Here is an 18,840-nt window from a genome sequence, read left to right as displayed (position 1 = left end):
TCAAGCGGGCTGCAACCCTACGCCGCTGAACCCACCACATCCAGCGAATTACCGACGCGGTCACCCGACCGAGACGGCGTGTCACCCGTTCGGAAGCCGAAAGTGCGTTGCCAGGTGCTGCGGCACCGAGACTCGGATTCCGTGAAGTCGCGGTGTCCTGGTCGTAGCGACGGCCCGGTTACCGTGAAGCCGAGTGGATCACCGCAGCGCGGCCCGCGGAGGTGGGCGAGGAGGTTTCTCGTGCGCCTGGTCGCGGCCGCTGCGCGACCTCGGGTGGCGTGGCGTGTCCGGCCGTATCAACAGCGGCGGTGGTAGAGGTTGCGACGTGGGGTGCGCAGCGGGTCGAGCCAGCTGGGTGGGAGGAAGTCGGGTCGACCGTCCGCGGCGATGCGGACCGCCCAGTCGCCACGGTGGATGAAGCGGTGGTGGTAGCCGCAGAGCAGCACCGCGTTGCCCAGCTGCGTCGCCCCACCGTCAGCCCAGTGCCGAACGTGGTGACCGTCGCACCACCTCGGCGGCCGATCACAACCAGGGAAGGCGCAACCGCCGTCCCGAAGGACCAGGGCGCGCCGCAACGGGCCGGTGAAGAGCCTCCGCTGGCGACCGACGTCCAGGACCTGACTGTTACCGCCCAGCACCGCCGGCAGCACACCCGCGTCGCAGGCCAGGCGGCGGACCGCACCGGGCGTGAGGCGCGTCCCGGTCTCCAGCGTTCCGGCGCGTACGCCGTTGACCAGGTCGCCCAGCGACACCGTCACCACCAGTTGAGGACGGTCGCCGCCATTGTCGGGCAGCTGACCGGTGCGTAGCACCAGTCGGCAGACCTCGGCCAACGCGTCGGCCCGGCGCTGACCAGGACTGCGGTCATCATGTTCGCCGGCTGGCGCGCAGAGCGGATCCATTGCCTCGCGTAGCAGGCTCGCGGTCTCGGTGTCGAGGCTGCCGCTGAGGCGTACCTGCCCGTCTCGCTGCTCGGAGAGCGTGACATGCCGGCGGGCCTCGGCCCGCTCGGCGGCCCGCTCCAGGGCCTTCAACTCAGCTTCGTCGGCCAGATCCGGGGCGACGTGCGTGAGGACACGCTCGCCAAGGCGGCTCAGACTCGTCGGATCGAATCGGTCGGCCCAGGCAATCAGCAGGTGGGTGGCCTTGTCCGCCACTTCGGCACCGGCTTCCAGCGGGAGGGCGGCGATCGTCTCGGCTATCACCCGGCCCTGCTCGACGGTGACGGCACCGCTGAGCAGCGCGTCACGCACCGTGGGTGGGGCGGCGTCGATGGTGGCGGCGAGCTGCACCAGTTGTCGTGCACTACGACCGGAGAGCCGGAGCCTGTCCCGCAGCCAGACGGCGGTCGAGGAAGCTCCCTGGATGACCGCCACCCCGCGGCCGTCCAACTCACGAACCAGGCCGAGCTGAATGGCGGCCAACCGCTGCGCCACCACCTGGGTCGCGTCGAGACAGGCGAGCAACTCGTCATCGGAGAAGCCCCAGAGCGCGGCCTCGGCGCAGTCGTCAACTGCGCCACTCACCTGCTCCAACGCCTCCAACATGAACTCAGAATAGAACTGACGTACGACACTTTGGGGTCCATGATGATCAATGGCGAGAACCGAATTCCCGATCATTATCAGGAGGTCAGCAGCCGGCAATCGGGTAGTGGCGTAACCCGGTAGCCCCGTAGCCCAGCCGCCTGCTGCTTCCAGCAATGGGTGTGCTGCTGCCGTGTCGCTCCCATGCCACGTCATGCCGTCCCGCAGCCTGGCCGCCCACGCCCCGCCGCCGCCTGATTCCGCCCGGCCCCACCCCACCCCACGTCGCCCCCCCGCCTCGCCCCGCGCGTCGCCGCCGCGCCGCATTGCCCGACGACCCCGCGCCCGCCGTGTTGGCGTCCGCGCCCCGAGCCGTGACCACCGCCAGATCCGCCTGTTCACTGCCGGAGCCGGGATGCGGTCGCCAAGACGAGCCAAGACGAGCCAGGACGAGCCAGGACAAGCCGAGAGGAGACGAGCCGAACCGAGCCGAACCGAGCCGAGTCGAGACGATCCGCGCTGGACGCGGGGGTGATGGCAGGTTGGGGGGCCTGCCGGGATCATGGGGTCCATGACCGAGGCGCGCTCCGACTCGCACCGCATGATGATCAGTGACCCGCAGGTGATGAGGGCTTTGGCTCATCCGGCCCGGATCGCGATCGTGGAGTACCTGAACAGCCGCGACGGCGGTGGAACCGCCACTGAGTGCGCGGAGATCGTCGGGCTGTCGCCGAGCGCGACCAGTTATCACCTCCGGGCGCTGGCGAAGTTCGGCCTCATCGAACAGGCGCCGAGCCGTGGGGATGCTCGGGAGCGGGTGTGGCGGGTGCCGAGCGCGAGTTGGATGTTCGATGCGGGGCGGGAGGCTGGGCCGGCTGCGCGTGCGGCCGAGCAGGCGTTGACGGAGGCGCATGCGGCACGGGCCATGGAACGGGTTCGGGACTGGTCGCGGCGCGCCGGGGACGAGCCCGCCGAGTGGTACGACAAGGCCCTCTTCAGCGACACGCTCCTGCTGCTCACCGCGGAGGAGTTGGCCGAGTTGAACGAGGCGGTGCTGGCGCTGCTCCGGCCGTACCACCCGCGACGGCGGGAGGGTGATCCACCGCCGGGGGCGCGCACCGTCGCTGTGCAGTACCGGACGGTGCCGTTGGCATAGGCGGGGTTGCATGAATCAGTTGTGAAGGATTATTTTCGAAGTATGTCCTTCACAACTGACGAGTCGCGCTGGTCGGACGTCTGGCTCGCTGCCGCTGCCCGGGGCACCACGATCTGCGGTGACTTCCTCGCGGCGACCGCCCTGGCGCTGGCCCTACAGGGTGCCGGTGCTGGTGGGCTGGCCGTGTCAGGGCTGATGTTGGCCGCCACCCTGCCCCTGGTGGTGCTCGCCCCACTCGCGGGGCGACTCGCCGACCGGGTGGACAGCCGTACCCTGCTGGTGACTGTCGGCCTCGGACAGGCCGCGGTCTGCGCGCTCCTCGCCGTCGTCGAGCAACCGGTGGCAGTGGTGGGGCTCGTCGCCCTGCTGGCCTGCGGCCTCGCGGTGACGCAACCCTGCCTGGCGGCGCTGCTGCCGGCGATGGTCCGTCCAACCGACCTGCCAAGAGCGAGCGCGATCAGTCAGACCGCCGTCTCGCTCGGTGCGCTCGGGGGGCCGGCGTTGGCCGGACTGTTGGTGGGGCAGTTCGGCGTCCGCGTACCGCTGCTTCTCGATGCCGCGACCTACCTGGCACTTGTGGTCGCGGGCCTGCTGCTGCGGACCCGACGCGGCGGCCGCCGGCCCGCCGCCGGCCCGGCCGTCGTGAGCAGCGGGGCCGCCGCCGGCCCGGCCGCCGAAAGCAGCGGGGCCGTCCTGGGCGGTGTGGCGACCACCGGGGGTACGGAGGGCGGCTGGCGGCTGCGCCGCGACCCGCTGATGCTCGTCATGGTGGTGAGCACGGCCGTGGTGATCGCGGCGATCGGCGGCATCAACGTGATCGAGGTCTTCTTCATTCGGGAGACGTTGGGTGGGTCACCGACCACGTACGGACTGGTCAGCGCTGCGTGGATGGCCGGAATGCTGCCGGGCGGCTGGCTCGCCGTGCGACTCGCCAAGCGGCTCGACGACGACGGGGCGTTGGTACGTGGAGTGCTGGCCACGCTCGGCGTGTGCAGCCTGATGGTGTTGCTGGCGGCGACGGTGCCGGCGGCGGGGGTGTTGGTGCCGCTCTGGCTGGTCGGCGGTGCGGCGAACGGTGGCGAGAACGTCTTCGCCAATCTGCTCACCGCCCGGCGGGTGCCGGAGGCGATGCGCGCTCGGGCGTACGCCAGCTACGGCGCGGCGGTGCAGGGCGGCTCGATGACGGGCTTCCTGATCGGCGGGGCGTTGCTCGCGGCCGTTCCGCCTCGGCCGCTGATCGCCGGTGCCGGAGTGGTCGGGCTCGTGGTGGTGCTGGTCTTCGTGCCGGTCGTGACCCGCGCGGTACGACGGTCGCCAAGTGCGGGCTTGGCCACTCCGGGCCGGCCCGCCGAGCCCGAGCCGGCCGCCGGGGATACGGTCGGGCCATGGCTGAGCGCATCGCACGCCCGCGGGTCGGGCACATCCAGTTCCTGAACTGCCTGCCGATCTACTGGGGTCTGATGCGCTCCGGAGCCCTGCTCGATGTCGACCTGCACAAGGACTCGCCGGACCGGTTGAGCGCGGCGCTTGTCGCCGGTGACCTCGACATCGGCCCGATCACGCTGTTGGAGTACCTGAAGCACGCCGACGAGTTGCTGCTCCTGCCGGACCTGGCGGTGGGCAGCGACGGGCCGGTGCTCTCGGTCAACATGGTCTCCACCCGGCCCCTCGGCGAGTTGGACGGCGCGCGGGTGGCGTTGGGCTCGACCTCGCGGACCGGGGTGATGACGGCGCAGCTGCTGCTCGCCGAGCAGTACGGCGTGCGGCCCGAATACTTCCGCTGCCCGCCGGATCTGACCCAGATGCTGCTGGAAGCCGATGCCGCCGTGCTGATCGGGGATGTGGCGCTGCGGGCGTACTACGAGGCGCCGCAGAAGGGCCTCACGGTCACCGACCTCGGGCAGGCCTGGCGGGACTGGACCGGGCTGCCGATGGTCTTCGCCGTCTGGGCGGTCCGCCGCGACTTCGCCGCCGCCCACCCGGGCCTGGTCAAGGAGGTGCACGAGGCTTTCCTGCGCTCGCGGGACCTCTGCCTGGCGGAGCTGGACCAGGTCGCCGAGTCGGCGGCCCGCTGGGAGACGTTCGACGCGGCGACGCTTGCCACGTACTTCCGGACCCTCGACTTCTCCCTCGGCGACCGGCAGGTCGCCGGGTTGCGCGAGTGGGCCCGACGGGCCGCCGCCATCGGCGAGGCCCCGGCGCTGCCGGACGACGGCCCGGAGTTCTTCGCCGGCTGAGCCGGCGTCGCCGGGTCGACCCCCTGGCACGGGGCGTGGCTCAGGTGCCGGGGCGGAGCAGCGCTTCGGTGATCTTCTGGCAGTTCTTCATGCCGTAGTCGTACCCCATGTTGATCGGGTACTTGACCATCACGCCCATCGTCCAGGTGTCACCGATGGCCAGGCAGTTGATGTGCATCTCCTGCTCCCTGGTCCGGTCGATCCACCCGTTCTTGATGGCGATCTTCTTCTGCTCGCTGGCCGGGAAGGCCTTGCGGATGCCGAAGTCGCCGGCACCGCGAACCAGTTTCATCTCGTTCAGCAGCCACTTGGTCCACTTCGGCCCGGCGGCGGTGCCGGTGACGATGCAGTTGCCCATCCGGGCGGTGTCCCGGGGCGAGAGCGCCGTCCGGCTCCAGCCGCCGTCGGGGGCGACGCTGCTGTCGGTCAGCTTGCACATGGAGATGAGCCGCTTGATCGAGGCTTCCCGGTCGACGAGGTTGTAGAACTGTTCGGCCCGGGTGTTGTCGCTGTCCCGGATGATCCGCGTCGCGTCGGCGAGCTTCGCGTTGCTCGGGGTCTGGCCGGCATCGGCGGCGCGACGCAGGTAGTCGGCCACGATCCAAGCCTTGATCATCGAGGCGGTCGTGCTGGTCTCGCCCATGTTCTTCGAACCGATGATCTTGCCGGTGCGGCGGTCGAGGACGCTCCACGAATACCAGCCCTCGATGTCGAGGTCGAGGTTCCTGGCCACGAAGGGCAGCGGCTCCAGCGACGGGCTGGGTTTCGGCGACGGCGCGGACGGCTGGCGAGCGCTGCGGTCGGTGCCCGAGCCGGTGGGGCGGTCGCTCGTGCTGGAGCCGGCGTCGCCCCACTTGGCGGCGGCGGACGACTCGAACGGCGACCCGGGCAGCAGTCGCAGCGACACCAGGACCAGCCCGATCAGGATGACCGCGACAGCGATCAACCGAAGCGGGGAGGCGTCGCCGCCATTGCGCCGGTCGACCCGACGGTTGCCGGCCATCAGAGCTTCCCGACCGGCTGCTGCGGCACCTTGAGCGCGGCGCCCGGCTGCGGGGTGACCAGTTGGGTGGCCACACTGGCGCAGACCTTCGCGCCGTAGTCCAGACCGGTCCTGATCGGGTAGCGCAGCATCACGGCGAGGCTCCACTTGCTGGTGACGGCGAGGCAGTTGACGTGCCAGTCACCGTCGCCGTAGATGGGGGTCCAGCCGTTCTTCATGCTGACCGGGCCCTGAGCGGTGATCGACTTGGGTAGGCCGTCGATGATCCCCCAACGGCCACCACCTGACGACGCCCGCTGGTCCTTGGCGGCGGTGGTGCCCCTGACCTTGCTCATCTGGTCCAGCACCCACTTGGTCCACTTCGGGCCGGCGGCCTTACCGTCGGCGATGCAGTCGCCGACCCGGGCCGCGTCGCGGGGAGACATCCGGGTGAAGCTCCAGTAGCCGGTGTACGGCTTGACGTTGCCCCGTTTGGTGTCGGTCAGCCCGCAGATCTTGATCGCCCGCTGGATGACCGGGTCGGGCGTGCTGCTGGACGAGGGCTTGTAGGAGCCGCCCGCGGCGGCGTAGACCTTGTTGGCCGCCCCGTCGTTGCTGTCGATGATGGCGAGTCGCGCCTGCTCCTTCAGCGCTTTGGACGGCTCCTTGTCGCCGAGCTGCCGCAGGTAGTCGGAGACGATCCACGCCTTGATCATCGACTCGGTGGAGCTGGTCGCGGCCATGTTCGGTGAACCGGCGATCTTGCCGGTCTTCCGGTCGAGCAGAGCCCACGAGAAGAACTCACCCTTGAAGCTCACCGCCACCGGGCCGGCCGCCAGGGTGGGCGGCGGTGGTGGGGTGGGTGCCGGCGCGGCGACGCTGGTCGTGGCGCCTCCACCACCTCCGCCGCTGTCGTCGCTGGCGAGTCGGGCGTACGCGGTGGGGACCAGTAGGACGCCGCCGAGCACGACCGCCGTGATGGCGAGCACCAAAGTCACGCGAGATCGCATGAGTGGGTGAACTCCAGGTGTCAGGGCCGGGGGGACCGGCTTGTCGTCGGGACTGATCGGGTGCGATCGCCGAGGCCGGGGGAGGTGGCCTCGGTGGAGATGTCGATTTTCGGCAGCCGATCGGTTGTCCGGCAGAAGTCTACGTCCGGACCGGCTGCCTGCCAGGGTTCGACACTAGGCAACCTGCGATAAAGGCGGGATATGGGGCCGCTATGAGGTTTTTGCAGGGATTCATCTTTGTTTCGTGGCCCATGTCACGCCGACGTGGCGACGCCCAGGTGGCACAAAGCAGTCAATCGATTACGGATCGGATGCCCGGATTCCTGTTACACCCCCTGGCGCAACATGGCGCAAGCTGTAACACTTAGCCTCATGTATGGCAACGACTTCTCCGCCCCGAACGGCGCTCCGGACGAGACGCCCGGCGGCGGCCTGCTGGGTGAGGTCGAGGCCGCCGAGGCCGAGCTGCGGGCCGCCGCGGCGCGCGGGCGGCGGGGCGGGCCCGCGCCGGACGAGGACCTGGCGGCCTACTTCGCCGAGGTGGTCGACGCCGAGCAGAAGATCGAGCCGCGTGACTGGATGCCCGACGCGTACCGGCGGACACTGATCCGGCAGATCGCCCAGCACGCCCACTCCGAGATCATCGGCATGCAGCCCGAGGGCAACTGGATCAGTCGGGCGCCGTCGCTCAAGCGCAAGGCCATCCTGCTGGCCAAGGTGCAGGATGAGGCGGGTCACGGCCTCTACCTGTACGCCGCCGCCGAGACCCTCGGCATCAGCCGCGACGAGCTGGTCCAGTTGCTGCTCGACGGCCGCCAGAAGTACAGCTCGATCTTCAACTACCCCACCCTGGGCTGGGCCGACGTGGGCGCCATCGGGTGGCTGGTGGACGGCGCGGCGATCGTCAACCAGGTGCCGCTCTGCCGCTGCTCCTACGGTCCGTACGCCCGCGCGATGATCCGGGTCTGCAAGGAGGAGTCGTTCCACCAGCGGCAGGGCTACGAGATCCTGCACACCCTGGGGCACGGCACCCCCGCGCAGCGGGCGATGGCCCAGGACGCGGTGGACCGTTGGTGGTACCCGTCGCTTGCCATGTTCGGGCCGCCGGACGGCGACTCCACGCACTCCGCCCAGTCGATGGCCTGGAAGATCAAGCGCTTCTCCAACGACGAGCTGCGTCAACGCTTCGTCGACATGTGCGTCCAGCAGGCCGAGATCCTCGGGCTCCGCATCCCCGACGCCGACCTGCGCTGGAACGACGAGCGCCAGGCGTACGACTACACCCAGCCGGACTACGACGAGCTGATGCGGGTCATCTCCGGTGACGGGCCGTGCAACCGGGAACGGATCGCCCACCGCCGGGCCGCACACGCCGACGGCGCATGGGTACGTGAGGCCGCCGCGGCGTACGCCGCGAAGCGGGCAGAACAGCGGGAGAAGGTGGCCGCGTGAGCGAGCGTAGCGAGCAAGCCGAGCAATCCAGCATGACGAGTCACTCGCCGCTGTGGGAGGTCTTCGTGCGGGCCCGGCGCGGGCTGTCGCACACGCACGTCGGCAGCCTGCACGCGCCCGACGCCGAGCTTGCCCTGCGCAACGCCCGGGACCTCTACACCCGCCGCCAGGAGGGCGTCTCGATCTGGGTGGTGCCGGCCGGCGCGATCACCGCGTCCAGCCCGGACGAGAAGGACGCCTTCTTCGACCCGGCCGCCGACAAGGTCTACCGCCACCCCACCTTCTACGAGGTGCCGGACGGGGTGGCCCACCTGTGAGCGAGCGCAGCGAGCGAACCAGCCAGCACAGCGGGGTGACGGCGTGAACGGGCCCTTCGACTTCACCCTGGCGCTCGCCGACGACGCGTTGGTCGCGGCCCAGCGGCTGGCCGAGTGGACCACCCGTGCTCCGGAGATGGAAGAGGACATCGCGCTCGCCAACATCGCCCTCGACCAGCTCGGCGCGGCGCGCCTGCTGCTGTCGTACGCGGGCGAGCTGGAGGGCGCCGGGCGCGACGAGGACGCGCTGGCGTACCTGCGCGACGACCGCGAGTTCCGCAACGCGCTAGTGGTCGAGCTGCCAAACGGCGACTTCGCGGTGACGATGGCGAAGCTGTTCTTCCTGGCGGCGTACCAACTGCCGCTGTACACCGCCCTGGCTGGTTGCCCGGACGAGCGGTTGGCCGCGATCGGCGCGAAGGCGCGCAAGGAGTCGGCGTACCACCTGGACCACGGTGCGACGTGGGTGAAGCGGCTCGGTGACGGCACCGAGGAGTCGCACCGCCGGATGCAGGCAGCGGTCGACCACGTGTGGCCGTACACCCACGAGCTGTTCGGCGCGGACCGGGCGGCGCCTGTCGACCCGGCCACCCTGCGGCCGGCGTTCGACGAGGTGGTCGGCGCGGTGTTGGCCGAGGCGACGCTGACCCGGCCGGAGAGCGCCTGGGCCCCGGCGGGTGGACGGGCCGGCGTGCACACCGAGCACCTGGCCTACCTGCTCGCCGAGATGCAGGTGCTGCACCGCGCCCACCCCGGAGCGACGTGGTGAGCGCGAGGAGTGCATGCCCCACGATCACCGGCACCGGGGGGACGAGCGCCCGGGAGGCCGCCGCCAGCGTGGTGGACCCGGAGATCCGGGTCGTCACCATCGACGAACTGGGCATCCTGCGCGCGGTCGAGGAAGATCCGGCCAGTGGCCGGGTCACCGTCACGATCACCCCGACCTACACCGGTTGCCCGGCGATGGACGTGATCCGGGCCGACATCCGCCGCGCGCTGAGCGCTGCCGGTCACCCGGAGGCGCAGGTCCAGACCGTCTACAGCCCACCGTGGAGCACCGACTGGATCTCCGAGGGCGGGCGGGCCAAGCTCGCCGCCGCCGGGATCGCCCCGCCGACCCCGGTGTCCGCCGCCGGCGTCGTGTCGCTGACGCTCGCGGTCCGCTGCCCGCAGTGCGGCTCACCGGAGACCGAGCAGGTCAGCCGGTTCGGTTCCACCGCGTGCAAGGCACTGTGGCGGTGCCGCTCCTGCTCCGAACCCTTCGACCACCTGAAGGCGCTGTGACTGTCACCATCACCCGCCCGGTTCGCCGCCGCCCGGTCTTCCACCCGTTGTCCGTCGCCGCCGTCGACCGGCTCACCGACGACTCCGTGGCGGTGACCTTCGCCGTACCCGAGGAGTTGCGGGAAACCTTCGCGTTCCGCGCGGGCCAGCACCTCACCGTGCGGCGGGTCGCCGAGGACGGCACGGACGTGCGCCGGTCGTACTCGATCTGCTCCACCCCCGACGACCTGGCCCGGCGCGGTCGGCTGCGGATCGGGGTGCGGGAGGTTCCCGGCGGGGCGTTCTCGGCGTTCGCCTGCGGGGCGCTGCGCGGCGGCGACACGGTCGAGGTGCTGCCGCCGCTGGGCACCTTCACCACGGCGTTCGCGCCGGACCGGGTGCGGCACTACGGCGCGGTCGTCGCCGGCTCCGGCATTACCCCGGTGCTCGGGCTGGTCGCGACCGCCCTGGCCGTCGAGCCGGCCAGCACCTTCACCCTGGTGTACGGCAACCGCACCGCGAACACGGTGATGTTCGCCGAGGAGTTGGCCGACCTGAAGGACCGCTACCCCACCCGGCTGCACCTGGTGCACGTGCTGTCCCGGGAGCAGGGCGAGTCGCCGCTGCTCTCCGGCCGGATCGACGCCGAACGGCTCGGCCGGTTGCTTGGCACCATCGTGCCGGGCGACCTGATCGAGGAGTGGTTCCTCTGCGGCCCGTACGGCATGGTGGTCGACGTCCGGGACGTGCTGACCGCACGCGGGCTGCCCGAGTCGGCGGTGCACACCGAGCTGTTCCACGTCGACGCGCCGCCGGAGCCGGTACGCCGACCCGTCGACCAGGCGGGCGCCGGGGCCGAGGTGACGATCGTGTTGGACGGCCGGTCGTCGAGCTTCACCATGGGTCGCGAGGAACGGGTGCTCGACGCCGCGCTGAAGGTGCGGGGTGAGCTGCCGTACGCCTGCAAGGGTGGTGTCTGCTCGACCTGCAAGGCGAAGGTCGTCGACGGCGCGGTCACGATGGCCCGCAACTACGCGCTGGAGCCCGACGAGTTGGCCGCCGGCTACGTGCTGACCTGCCAGTCCAGCCCAACCACCGACAAGCTCACTATCGACTACGACGCCTGAGGGTGCTCCAGAAGGAGCTGCCTGAGCGGGTGGACAGCTCTCTTGTGAGACTCGCCGTTGGCTGTTCCACGGAACGGCCCAAATCCTTGCCCGTCGGGGACGGGCAGAGGTAGCCTGCAACTGCCAGGAGCAATAGCTCCCTGGAAGTGGACCCGGCAGCCTTCCGGACGGTGGGTGGGCCGGGTCTCGCGTTTTTGGGCGTTGTCAGACCTGCCGAGACTCACTGACGATCCGTTGCACGGATGTCTTCCAACGGCCGCCCTTGGCCCAGCACCAGGCTAGTGCGTCGGGAATGGCTAGCAGGCACTCCTCGTGCGCTCGTAGGTGGTCGTAACGAAGGGTCCCCGAGATTCCCGACTTCCTCACCTGCTCGAAGAGCAGACGCTGGTCGGCTTGCAACGTCGAATCATCACGTTCCAGAACAAGGCGTCCAGCGCCTATCTTCGCTGCGTGCTCCACGAGCTCGATGAGGCAGGCCTCGCGTGCCGCCCTCGGGTCACGGTGTCTCGTCGCATCGAAGATCACCGCAGAAGCAGACAGCGTGACGACAGCAGCAACAATCTGCCGGCGTCGATCGTCTCTCTCCTTGTGGAAGTGGATTCGGCGCTGACCCGGGAGAATCAGGTCGCGAATGGTCCGCCGGGCAGCAGCCAGGTCAGCCGGCAGTACGACCGCAGCCGCGACGAGAAGCCCTCGCTCCTTGGTTTCGTCCACGAAGACATGCGCGTTCATCGCGCGCGGTCCCTTCCTCTGGCGGCCAAAGGGCTCGGGTCAGGCGTTGACGATGTCCCGGATCCGGTCAAGCCTCTGTTGGGGAGTCAGCGCTTCGAGGTGCTTGGTGTCGATGGCGTCGAGTTCTGCCCGAACGTCGCAGTCGTCAGGCTGAAGCACCGCGTCGATCACCCGTGCCCGGGATCCCCCGTCTCGAACGTAGATCCATACCGTTTGTGACTGTCGTGGCTCAGTGTTGAGTTCGGCGTCGAGACGTTCCGGAGGAAAGAAGCCCAGGCCGGTCGCCCTGAGCCTCTCGGCGATCTCCACCAGGACCCAACGGCCCAGCTTTCGGTAGCCCAACTCTCCCCGTAACTCGCCGAGGGTTGCTTCCGTTAGCCCGCCGTCGGCCCGGCATCGGGCAGCAATGCCCGGAGCGGTATCCATCTCGCTCATGTCGCACCTCTCCCGCACGTCGATGCCGTGGAGAAAATGTTCGCGTTCGCAAGAACATCTTGTCAAGGCTGCATCCGCAAGTAATCCATGAACTCGAAATATAATAGGGGGCCAGCTTGGGTCACATCCATGTCACCGGGCCGAGAGGTAGGCGAGGGGCCGACGTAGGCTCGGGGTGTGACGGTGAGCCGGGAGATCGACGACATCCTGCAGCGCGGCGCGGACGGCGGGCGGATCACGCCCGAGGAGGCGCTGCTGCTCTACACCGAGGCGCCCTTCCACGCGCTTGGCGAGGCGGCGGACGCGGTGCGCCGCCGGCGCTACCCGGACAACGTTGTTACGTACCTGATCGACCGCAACATCAACTACACGAACGTCTGCGTGACGGCGTGCAAGTTCTGCGCGTTCTACCGGGCACCGAAGCACACGGAAGGGTGGACCCACCCGACCGAGGAGATCCTGCGCCGGTGCGGTGAGGCGGTCGAGCTGGGCGCCACCCAGGTGATGCTCCAGGGCGGGCACCACCCGGACTACGGCGTGGACTACTACGAGGAGCTGTTCTCCTCGGTCAAGCAGGCATACCCGCAGCTGGTCATCCACTCGATCGGCCCGAGCGAGATCCTGCACATGGCGAAGGTCTCCGGGGTGAGCCTGGACGAGGCCATCGCCCGGATCAAGACCGCCGGCCTGGACTCGATCGCCGGTGCCGGCGCGGAGATGCTCCCCGAGCGGCCCCGCAAGGCCATCGCACCGCTCAAGGAGTCGGGCGAGCGCTGGCTGGAGGTCATGGAGCTGGCCCACCGGCAGGGCATCGAGTCGACGGCCACCATGATGATGGGCACCGGCGAGACGCACGCCGAGCGCATCGAGCACCTGCGCATGATCCGCGACGTGCAGGACCGCACCCGCGGTTTCCGGTCCTTCATCCCGTGGACGTACCAGCCGGAGAACAACCACCTGAAGGGCCGCACCCAGGCGACCACGCTCGAGTACCTCCGGCTGGTCGCGGTGGCCCGGCTCTTCTTCGAGACCGTGCCGCACCTGCAGGCGTCCTGGTTGACCACCGGCAAGGACGTCGGCCAGCTCTCCCTGCACATGGGCGTGGACGACCTCGGTTCGATCATGTTGGAGGAGAACGTCATCTCCTCCGCCGGTGCCCGGCACCGCTCCAACCTGCACGAGCTGATCGGCATGATCCGCTCGGCGGACCGGATCCCCGCGCAGCGCGACACCCTCTACAACCGGCTCGCCGTGCACCACACGCCGGCCGACGACCCGACCGACGAGCGGGTGGTCTCGCACTTCTCCTCGATCGCGCTCCCGGGCGGGGGTGCGGGCCGGTCCCTGCCCCTGGTGGACGTCAGCTGACCCCCGACGCCCCACCGTTCGGCTGAGCGGCACTCATGCTCCTGCCGGGTAACCCCGGCGGGACGGGTGGTCCACGTCGCCGCAGCGTACGGCTGTGCCGTCCGGGGGTGGTGGAGATGATCGTCGGCCGCTAGCGTCCCGGCTCGTATCCGTCGACACCAGCGGACGGTACGGCGGTCCTCCATCGGCCCGTTGCGGGTCGTTCATATAACGCACGGCGGTACGGGCGGGGTGGGTGACCATCCCGCCCGTATCGTCTGCGCAGCTCGGGCCGGACGGATGAAAACGGGTCCGCGCGCTGGCGTGGAAGATCGGCCTCCGATAGCGTCCGCTCGTTCCGCAACCATTCTTTCTTCCCTACCCCCGGGGGACTGATGACAGCGTTCCACCGCTCGACGCTGGTGCGCGCCAGTGTCGTGGCGCTGCTCGCGGCCGGTGGCATCGCCGCCGTGGCCGCCCCAGTGCTTGCGGCCGAGCAGGCCGACCTGGCTCTGGTGCCGCTGAGTTACAACCTGGCCAAGGGTGTCACCGAGGCCAAGAGCAAGCCGTTCAAGTTCACCGTCGACAACACCCGGAGCGAGGAGGACGCCAAGGGTGTCAGCTACACGGTGGACACCAGCAGGCTGAAGACGAACAAGGTGCGCGTCGTGGTGCCCGACGGCTGCCGCGTGAACGGTGAGAAGTTCACCTGCCGTCTCGGCGACCTGGCCGCCGGCACCAGCGAGGACTTCGGCATCCCGATCTTCTCCACCGGCGGTAAGGGCGCTGCCGGCACCCTGGTGGTCACCATCCGTTCGGCCACCGAGGACCCCAACAAGGAAGACAACAAGGTCGAGCACGACATCACCGTCACCGAGCCGGGGTACGACCTGACCAGTTGGGTGCAGGACGTCAACGCGAACGTCGTGGTCAACGGCGTGAACGGCGACGACCCCGACCTCCGGCCGGTGCGGCCGGGCGAGACGGTGCCGCTCGACTGGGCGGTCTACAACGACGGCAGTCGGAAGGCCACCGGCCTCGCCTACGTGCTCACCCTCCCGGCGGGCGTCACCTTCGACACCCTGCCGGACACCTGCACCGAACAGACCTTCGGCGTCGCCCAGGCGCTCTGTCAGGACGACGGGGCGGTGATCCGGCCCGGCGACTACTACACGGCGGACATCAAGGTGACCGTCGGCAAGGACGTCACCGAGCCGGTGCTGCGGGTCGGTGAGCTGGTGGCGCACGGTCTGGACGCGGCAACCGGCGCGCCCGAGGAGAAGCCGCAGCGGGCCAACGCCGCGCAGCGGAAGGCCTTCACCGAGGTCGACGAGGGTGACAACCAGGCGATCTTCGACGTCTTCGTCGACCTGGCCGTGGACCCGACGCCGACGCCCACGCCGACGGTCACCCCGACCGGGTCGCCGACTCCGACGCCGACGGTCACCCCGACGGAGACGCCGACGCCGACGCCGACGGTCACCCCGACCGAGACGCCGACCCCGACGGAGACGCCGACCCCGACGGAGACGCCGACGCCGACGGAGACGCCGACGCCGACGGAGACGCCGACCCCGACGGAGACGCCGACCCCGACGGAGACGCCCACCCCGACCGAGACGCCAACCCCGACCGAGACGCCGACGCCCACGCCGACCCCGACGGAGACGCCGACCCCGACGGAGACGCCGACGCCCACGCCCACTCCGACCGAGACGCCGACTCCGTCGCCGACGGTCACCCCGACCGAGACGCCCGGCCCGACCGAGACTCCGTCGCCGACGGAGACCCCGACGGGCACGTCCACGCCGACCGCGTCGGCCAACCCGACGCCGAGCCCGAGTGGTACGACGACGCCCGGCACGACCGTGTCGCCGGGTGCCGGTGGCGGTTCAGGCGGCGGCGGTTCAGGCGGCGGTGGCCTGCCGGTGACAGGTGTGCAGGTGGGGCTGATCGGCGGGATCGGCGTGATCATCCTGCTCGTCGGTGGGGCGCTGCTGGTGCTCACCCGCCGACGCAAGGTGGTCGTGGTCTCGCCGGCCGACGAGAAGTCGACCGACTGACCGAGGTGTACTGACCAGCGGCGCGACCGCGACGGGTGCGATTGCGAAACGCGTGCTGACCGAGGTGTCACGGACGCGGGCACGACGTGCGGGCGGGGTGGGCGACCACTCCGCCCGCTCGCGTACGCGGTGCGCCGCCCCACCCAGCGAGCGCCGGTTGGCGGTCGGCTGGCAGAGTGGAGGGGTGAGCCGTACCCCGCAGGGCCAGCGCGCCAGTCTGGACAAGCAGCCGCACGAGGTCGCCGCGATGTTCGACGGCGTGGCAGAGCGTTACGACCTGACCAACACGGTGATCTCGCTGGGCCAGGACCGCTCCTGGCGACGAGCCACCCGGGCGGCGCTCGGGCTGCGGCCCGGCGAGCGGGTGCTGGACGTGGGCGCCGGCACCGGCGTTTCGACGCGCGAGCTGGCCCAGTCCGGGGCGTACGCGGTCGGGGTCGACCTGTCGTTGGGCATGCTGCGCACCGGCAAGCGGGCCCGGCCCGAGGTGCCGCTGCTGGCCGGAGACGCGTTGCGCCTGCCGTTCGCCGACGGCAGCTTCGACGCGGTGACCATCTCCTTCGCGCTACGCAACGTCAACGACACCGACGCCGCGCTGCGGGAGCTGGCAAGGGTGACCCGGCCGGGTGGCCGGCTGGTGGTGTGCGAGTTCAGCACCCCGGTCAACCCGGTCTTCCGGACGGTCTACCTGTCGTACCTGATGCGGTCGCTGCCGGTGGTGGCCCGCACGGTGTCGAGCAACCCCGAGGCGTACGTCTATCTCGCTGAGTCGGTTCGGGCCTGGCCGGACCAGGCCGCGCTGGCCGGTCGGGTCGCCGCAGCCGGCTGGGGCCGGGTGGGGTGGCGCAACCTGACCGGTGGTGTGGTGGCCCTGCACCGGGGGATTCGCGCGTAGCGGAACCGGCCGCACCCGCCACACGGACATTATTCAGGTTTCGTGAATATCGGTCTTTAGTCCACTTTGCCCCGTACGCTCGGTGGTATGACCGGAGCAGACCCGACGGAACCGGTGGCCGCCACCGACGACGACGCGGCCGAACTCATCGCCCAGTTGCGCGCGTTGGCCGGGGCTGATCCGGTGGAGGTCCGGCAGGTGGTGGCCGAGGTGTTGGCAGCACTGGACCGGGCCGCGGGCGGGGCGTTGCGCGAACATCTGCCGGAGACCATTCGGGTCGATGCGGGCCTGGACGCCCCCAGCCCGGCCTGACACCTGACCGCTGTGGACGGTCGCCGGCTGTCACATCGGCGAGTTAGGTACCCCTGATCCTGCGCTGGTATGACGCCGGTCATACACTCGTCCCGTCTGGCTTGTGAAGCATTTCACGAGCGTGCGGGAGGAGGCGCGAATGACCGCGGTGGAACATGACGCCGACGTCATCGTCGTGGGCGCCGGTCCCGGTGGGTCAGCGACCGCGTACCACCTGGCCCGGCACGGCGTACGGGTGCTGTTGTTGGAGAAGACCGAGTTCCCCCGGGAGAAGGTCTGCGGCGACGGGTTGACCCCGCGCGCGGTGCGCCAACTCATCCGGATGGGCGTGGACACCTCGCCCGAGGCGGGCTGGCTGCACAACCGCGGTCTGCGGGTCATCGGCGGCGGCGTACGCCTCGAACTGGACTGGCCCGAGCTGGCCAGCTTCCCCAACTACGGTCTGGTGCGCACGCGACTGGACTTCGACGACCTGCTCGCCCAGCGGGCGGTGGCCGCCGGCGCGAAGCTGCGGACCAGCGTCAACGTGCTGGGCCCGGTCCTCGACGGCGACGGCCGCGTCACCGGCGTCGAGGCGGAGGTCGGGCCGGGCAAGGAGCCCACCACCTTCCACGCCCCGCTCGTCGTCGCGGCGGACGGCGTCTCCGGCCGGTTCCCGCTCGCCCTCGGGCTGGCCAAGCGCGAGGACCGGCCGATCGGCGTGGCCGTCCGCCGCTACTACCGCTCGCCGGCCAAGCACGAGGACAACTACCTCGAGTCCTGGCTGGAGCTGCGCAGCAAGGACAGCGGCGACAATCTGCTGCCCGGGTACGGCTGGATCTTCGGCCTCGGTGACGGGCGGGTCAACGTCGGCCTCGGCGTGCTCAACTCGTCGTCGGCGTTCGGCAAGACCAACTACCGCCGGCTGCTCACCGACTGGCTCGCCAACACCCCGGAAGACTGGGGGATGACCGACGAGGCCAACGCGGACGGCCCGATCCTCGGCGCCGCGTTGCCGATGGGCTTCAACCGGGTGCCGCACTACACGCGGGGTGTGCTGCTCGTCGGCGACTCGGGCGGCATGGTCAACCCGTTCAACGGCGAGGGCATCGCGTACGCGATGGAGTCCGGCGAGTTGGCCGCGGAGGTCGTGGTCCAGGCCCTCGCCCGGCCAGCCGGCCCGGAACGTGAGCGGGCGCTGATGGCGTACCCGAACGAGCTGAAGGCCCGGCTCGGCGGCTACTACCGGTTGGGCGGCATCTTCGTGAAACTGATCGGCCGCCCCGAGATCATGCGGATCGCCACCAAACACGGCATGCCGCACCCGACGTTGATGCGTTTCGTGCTCAAGCTGTTGGCCAACCTGACCGACCCGCGTGGCGGGGACGCGATGGACCGGGTCATCAACGTGATGACGAAAGCCGCTCCCGCCGTGTAGCGCGAGGGGTGGCCCTGCGGGTCCAGCGGTCATCGATGACAGCGGGAACCGTATACGTAGGACGGCATCGGTGCTGGTCAAGGCCCCGGCGCCGACAAAGATCGACCCCCGCCGACTGCCACTGCGAGGGACGTGAATAGTGTGATTTTCGTCAAGCACCGAGGGCAGGGAAGGACGAGCAGGAGAAAACGATGTCGCTCTCGCCTTACGCACCGATCATCGGGCTGTTCGCCCTCGCCGCGGCGTTCTCGCTGTTTTCCGTCGGCGCCGCCCGCTTCGCCGGTCCCCTTCGCTACAACAAGGCCAAACTCGAGGCTTACGAGTGCGGCATCGAGCCCAGCCCGCAGCCGGTCGGCGGCGGGCGGTTCCCGATCAAGTTCTACCTGACGGCGATGCTCTTCATCGTCTTCGACATCGAGATCATCTTCCTCTACCCCTGGGCGGTCTCGTTCGACGCTCTGCCGATCTTCGGCTTCGTGGAGATGGTCCTGTTCATCGTCGCGGTCTTCGTTGCGTACGCCTACGTGTGGCGGCGCGGCGGCCTGGACTGGGACTGAGGAAGGAACGTC

General features: G+C 69.9%; 19 protein-coding genes. 14 read left to right on the top strand and 5 right to left on the bottom strand.

The window, feature by feature from the left end; genetic code table 11:
- Window positions 1–296: 296 nt before the first annotated feature.
- A complete protein-coding gene (locus AB0C15_RS24670) occupies window positions 297–1,547 on the bottom strand; it encodes a DUF222 domain-containing protein (protein ID WP_357355599.1) in 1,251 nt (416 codons plus the stop codon).
- A gap of 550 nt (window positions 1,548–2,097) precedes the next feature.
- Between AB0C15_RS24670 and AB0C15_RS24665 the strand changes: the two genes are divergently transcribed.
- From AB0C15_RS24665 to AB0C15_RS24655, 3 genes are read left to right on the top strand one after another with little or no spacing between them, the layout of a single operon-like run.
- Window positions 2,098–2,682: a winged helix-turn-helix domain-containing protein gene (locus AB0C15_RS24665; protein WP_357355597.1), complete on the top strand. Its 585-nt coding sequence runs from the start codon at window positions 2,098–2,100 to the stop codon at window positions 2,680–2,682.
- A 42-nt stretch (window positions 2,683–2,724) separates the two neighbouring features.
- Complete coding sequence (locus AB0C15_RS24660; protein WP_357355595.1) at window positions 2,725–4,116, top strand: MFS transporter; 1,392 nt, start codon at window positions 2,725–2,727, stop codon at window positions 4,114–4,116.
- Window positions 4,068–4,919 (top strand): menaquinone biosynthesis protein, encoded by an 852-nt coding sequence (locus tag AB0C15_RS24655; RefSeq protein WP_357355593.1) that lies wholly within the window; start codon window positions 4,068–4,070, stop codon window positions 4,917–4,919. The genes AB0C15_RS24660 and AB0C15_RS24655 overlap by 49 nt, the downstream gene beginning before the upstream one ends.
- Before the next feature lie 40 nt (window positions 4,920–4,959).
- Here the strand turns inward: AB0C15_RS24655 and AB0C15_RS24650 are convergent, their stop codons facing one another.
- Window positions 4,960–5,922 carry a hypothetical protein gene (locus AB0C15_RS24650; RefSeq protein ID WP_357355591.1) on the bottom strand — a complete coding sequence of 321 codons (963 nt, stop codon included), beginning with the start codon at window positions 5,920–5,922 and terminating at the stop codon, window positions 4,960–4,962.
- Window positions 5,922–6,911 (bottom strand): hypothetical protein, encoded by a 990-nt coding sequence (locus AB0C15_RS24645; RefSeq protein WP_357355589.1) that lies wholly within the window; start codon window positions 6,909–6,911, stop codon window positions 5,922–5,924. Before AB0C15_RS24645 ends, AB0C15_RS24650 begins: the two co-directional genes overlap by 1 nt.
- 372 nt (window positions 6,912–7,283) lie before the next feature.
- On the opposite strand from AB0C15_RS24645, the gene paaA reads away from it, so the two are divergent.
- The 5 genes from paaA to paaE are packed head-to-tail and all read left to right on the top strand — an operon-like array spanning window position 7,284 to window position 11,070.
- Window positions 7,284–8,363: a 1,2-phenylacetyl-CoA epoxidase subunit PaaA gene (gene paaA, locus AB0C15_RS24640; RefSeq protein WP_357355587.1), complete on the top strand. Its 1,080-nt coding sequence runs from the start codon at window positions 7,284–7,286 to the stop codon at window positions 8,361–8,363.
- A 32-nt stretch (window positions 8,364–8,395) separates the two neighbouring features.
- The gene (paaB, locus tag AB0C15_RS24635; RefSeq protein WP_238668904.1) at window positions 8,396–8,680 is read left to right on the top strand and encodes a 1,2-phenylacetyl-CoA epoxidase subunit PaaB; all 285 of its coding nucleotides are present in this window, start codon (window positions 8,396–8,398) and stop codon (window positions 8,678–8,680) included.
- A gap of 43 nt (window positions 8,681–8,723) precedes the next feature.
- Complete coding sequence (gene paaC / locus AB0C15_RS24630) at window positions 8,724–9,449, top strand: 1,2-phenylacetyl-CoA epoxidase subunit PaaC (RefSeq protein WP_357355585.1); 726 nt, start codon at window positions 8,724–8,726, stop codon at window positions 9,447–9,449.
- Window positions 9,450–9,472: 23 nt separating this feature from the next.
- Window positions 9,473–9,964 carry a 1,2-phenylacetyl-CoA epoxidase subunit PaaD gene (paaD, locus tag AB0C15_RS24625; RefSeq protein WP_357355662.1) on the top strand — a complete coding sequence of 164 codons (492 nt, stop codon included), beginning with the start codon at window positions 9,473–9,475 and terminating at the stop codon, window positions 9,962–9,964.
- Window positions 9,961–11,070 (top strand): 1,2-phenylacetyl-CoA epoxidase subunit PaaE, encoded by a 1,110-nt coding sequence (gene paaE, locus AB0C15_RS24620; protein WP_357355583.1) that lies wholly within the window; start codon window positions 9,961–9,963, stop codon window positions 11,068–11,070. Before paaD ends, paaE begins: the two co-directional genes overlap by 4 nt.
- Before the next feature lie 204 nt (window positions 11,071–11,274).
- Here paaE and AB0C15_RS24615 read toward each other — a convergent pair whose 3' ends face one another.
- Window positions 11,275–11,802: a hypothetical protein gene (locus AB0C15_RS24615; RefSeq protein WP_357355581.1), complete on the bottom strand. Its 528-nt coding sequence runs from the start codon at window positions 11,800–11,802 to the stop codon at window positions 11,275–11,277.
- Window positions 11,803–11,841: 39 nt separating this feature from the next.
- A complete protein-coding gene (locus tag AB0C15_RS24610) occupies window positions 11,842–12,237 on the bottom strand; it encodes a hypothetical protein (RefSeq protein WP_357355579.1) in 396 nt (131 codons plus the stop codon).
- A gap of 177 nt (window positions 12,238–12,414) precedes the next feature.
- Between AB0C15_RS24610 and mqnC the strand changes: the two genes are divergently transcribed.
- The 6 genes from mqnC (at window position 12,415) to AB0C15_RS24580 (ending at window position 18,828) form a co-directional block, all read left to right on the top strand.
- The gene (gene mqnC / locus AB0C15_RS24605; protein ID WP_357355578.1) at window positions 12,415–13,605 is read left to right on the top strand and encodes a cyclic dehypoxanthinyl futalosine synthase; all 1,191 of its coding nucleotides are present in this window, start codon (window positions 12,415–12,417) and stop codon (window positions 13,603–13,605) included.
- Window positions 13,606–13,979: 374 nt separating this feature from the next.
- Window positions 13,980–15,647 (top strand): hypothetical protein, encoded by a 1,668-nt coding sequence (locus AB0C15_RS24600; RefSeq protein WP_357355576.1) that lies wholly within the window; start codon window positions 13,980–13,982, stop codon window positions 15,645–15,647.
- 184 nt (window positions 15,648–15,831) lie between these two features.
- Window positions 15,832–16,542 carry a demethylmenaquinone methyltransferase gene (locus AB0C15_RS24595; protein ID WP_357355574.1) on the top strand — a complete coding sequence of 237 codons (711 nt, stop codon included), beginning with the start codon at window positions 15,832–15,834 and terminating at the stop codon, window positions 16,540–16,542.
- Between the two features lie 87 nt (window positions 16,543–16,629).
- Complete coding sequence (locus tag AB0C15_RS24590; protein ID WP_357355572.1) at window positions 16,630–16,854, top strand: hypothetical protein; 225 nt, start codon at window positions 16,630–16,632, stop codon at window positions 16,852–16,854.
- A gap of 139 nt (window positions 16,855–16,993) precedes the next feature.
- Window positions 16,994–18,271, top strand: coding sequence for a geranylgeranyl reductase family protein (locus AB0C15_RS24585; RefSeq protein WP_357355570.1), 1,278 nt, complete (start codon window positions 16,994–16,996; stop codon window positions 18,269–18,271).
- A gap of 191 nt (window positions 18,272–18,462) precedes the next feature.
- The gene (locus AB0C15_RS24580; RefSeq protein WP_357355568.1) at window positions 18,463–18,828 is read left to right on the top strand and encodes an NADH-quinone oxidoreductase subunit A; all 366 of its coding nucleotides are present in this window, start codon (window positions 18,463–18,465) and stop codon (window positions 18,826–18,828) included.
- The last annotated feature ends 12 nt before the right edge of the window (window positions 18,829–18,840 follow it).

This window comes from Micromonospora sp. NPDC048835 (assembly GCF_040649995.1).
GTDB lineage: Bacteria > Actinomycetota > Actinomycetes > Mycobacteriales > Micromonosporaceae > Micromonospora.
The sequence above is the reverse complement of the archived record's forward strand: the minus strand, read 5'-3'. Positions and strand labels throughout refer to the sequence as shown.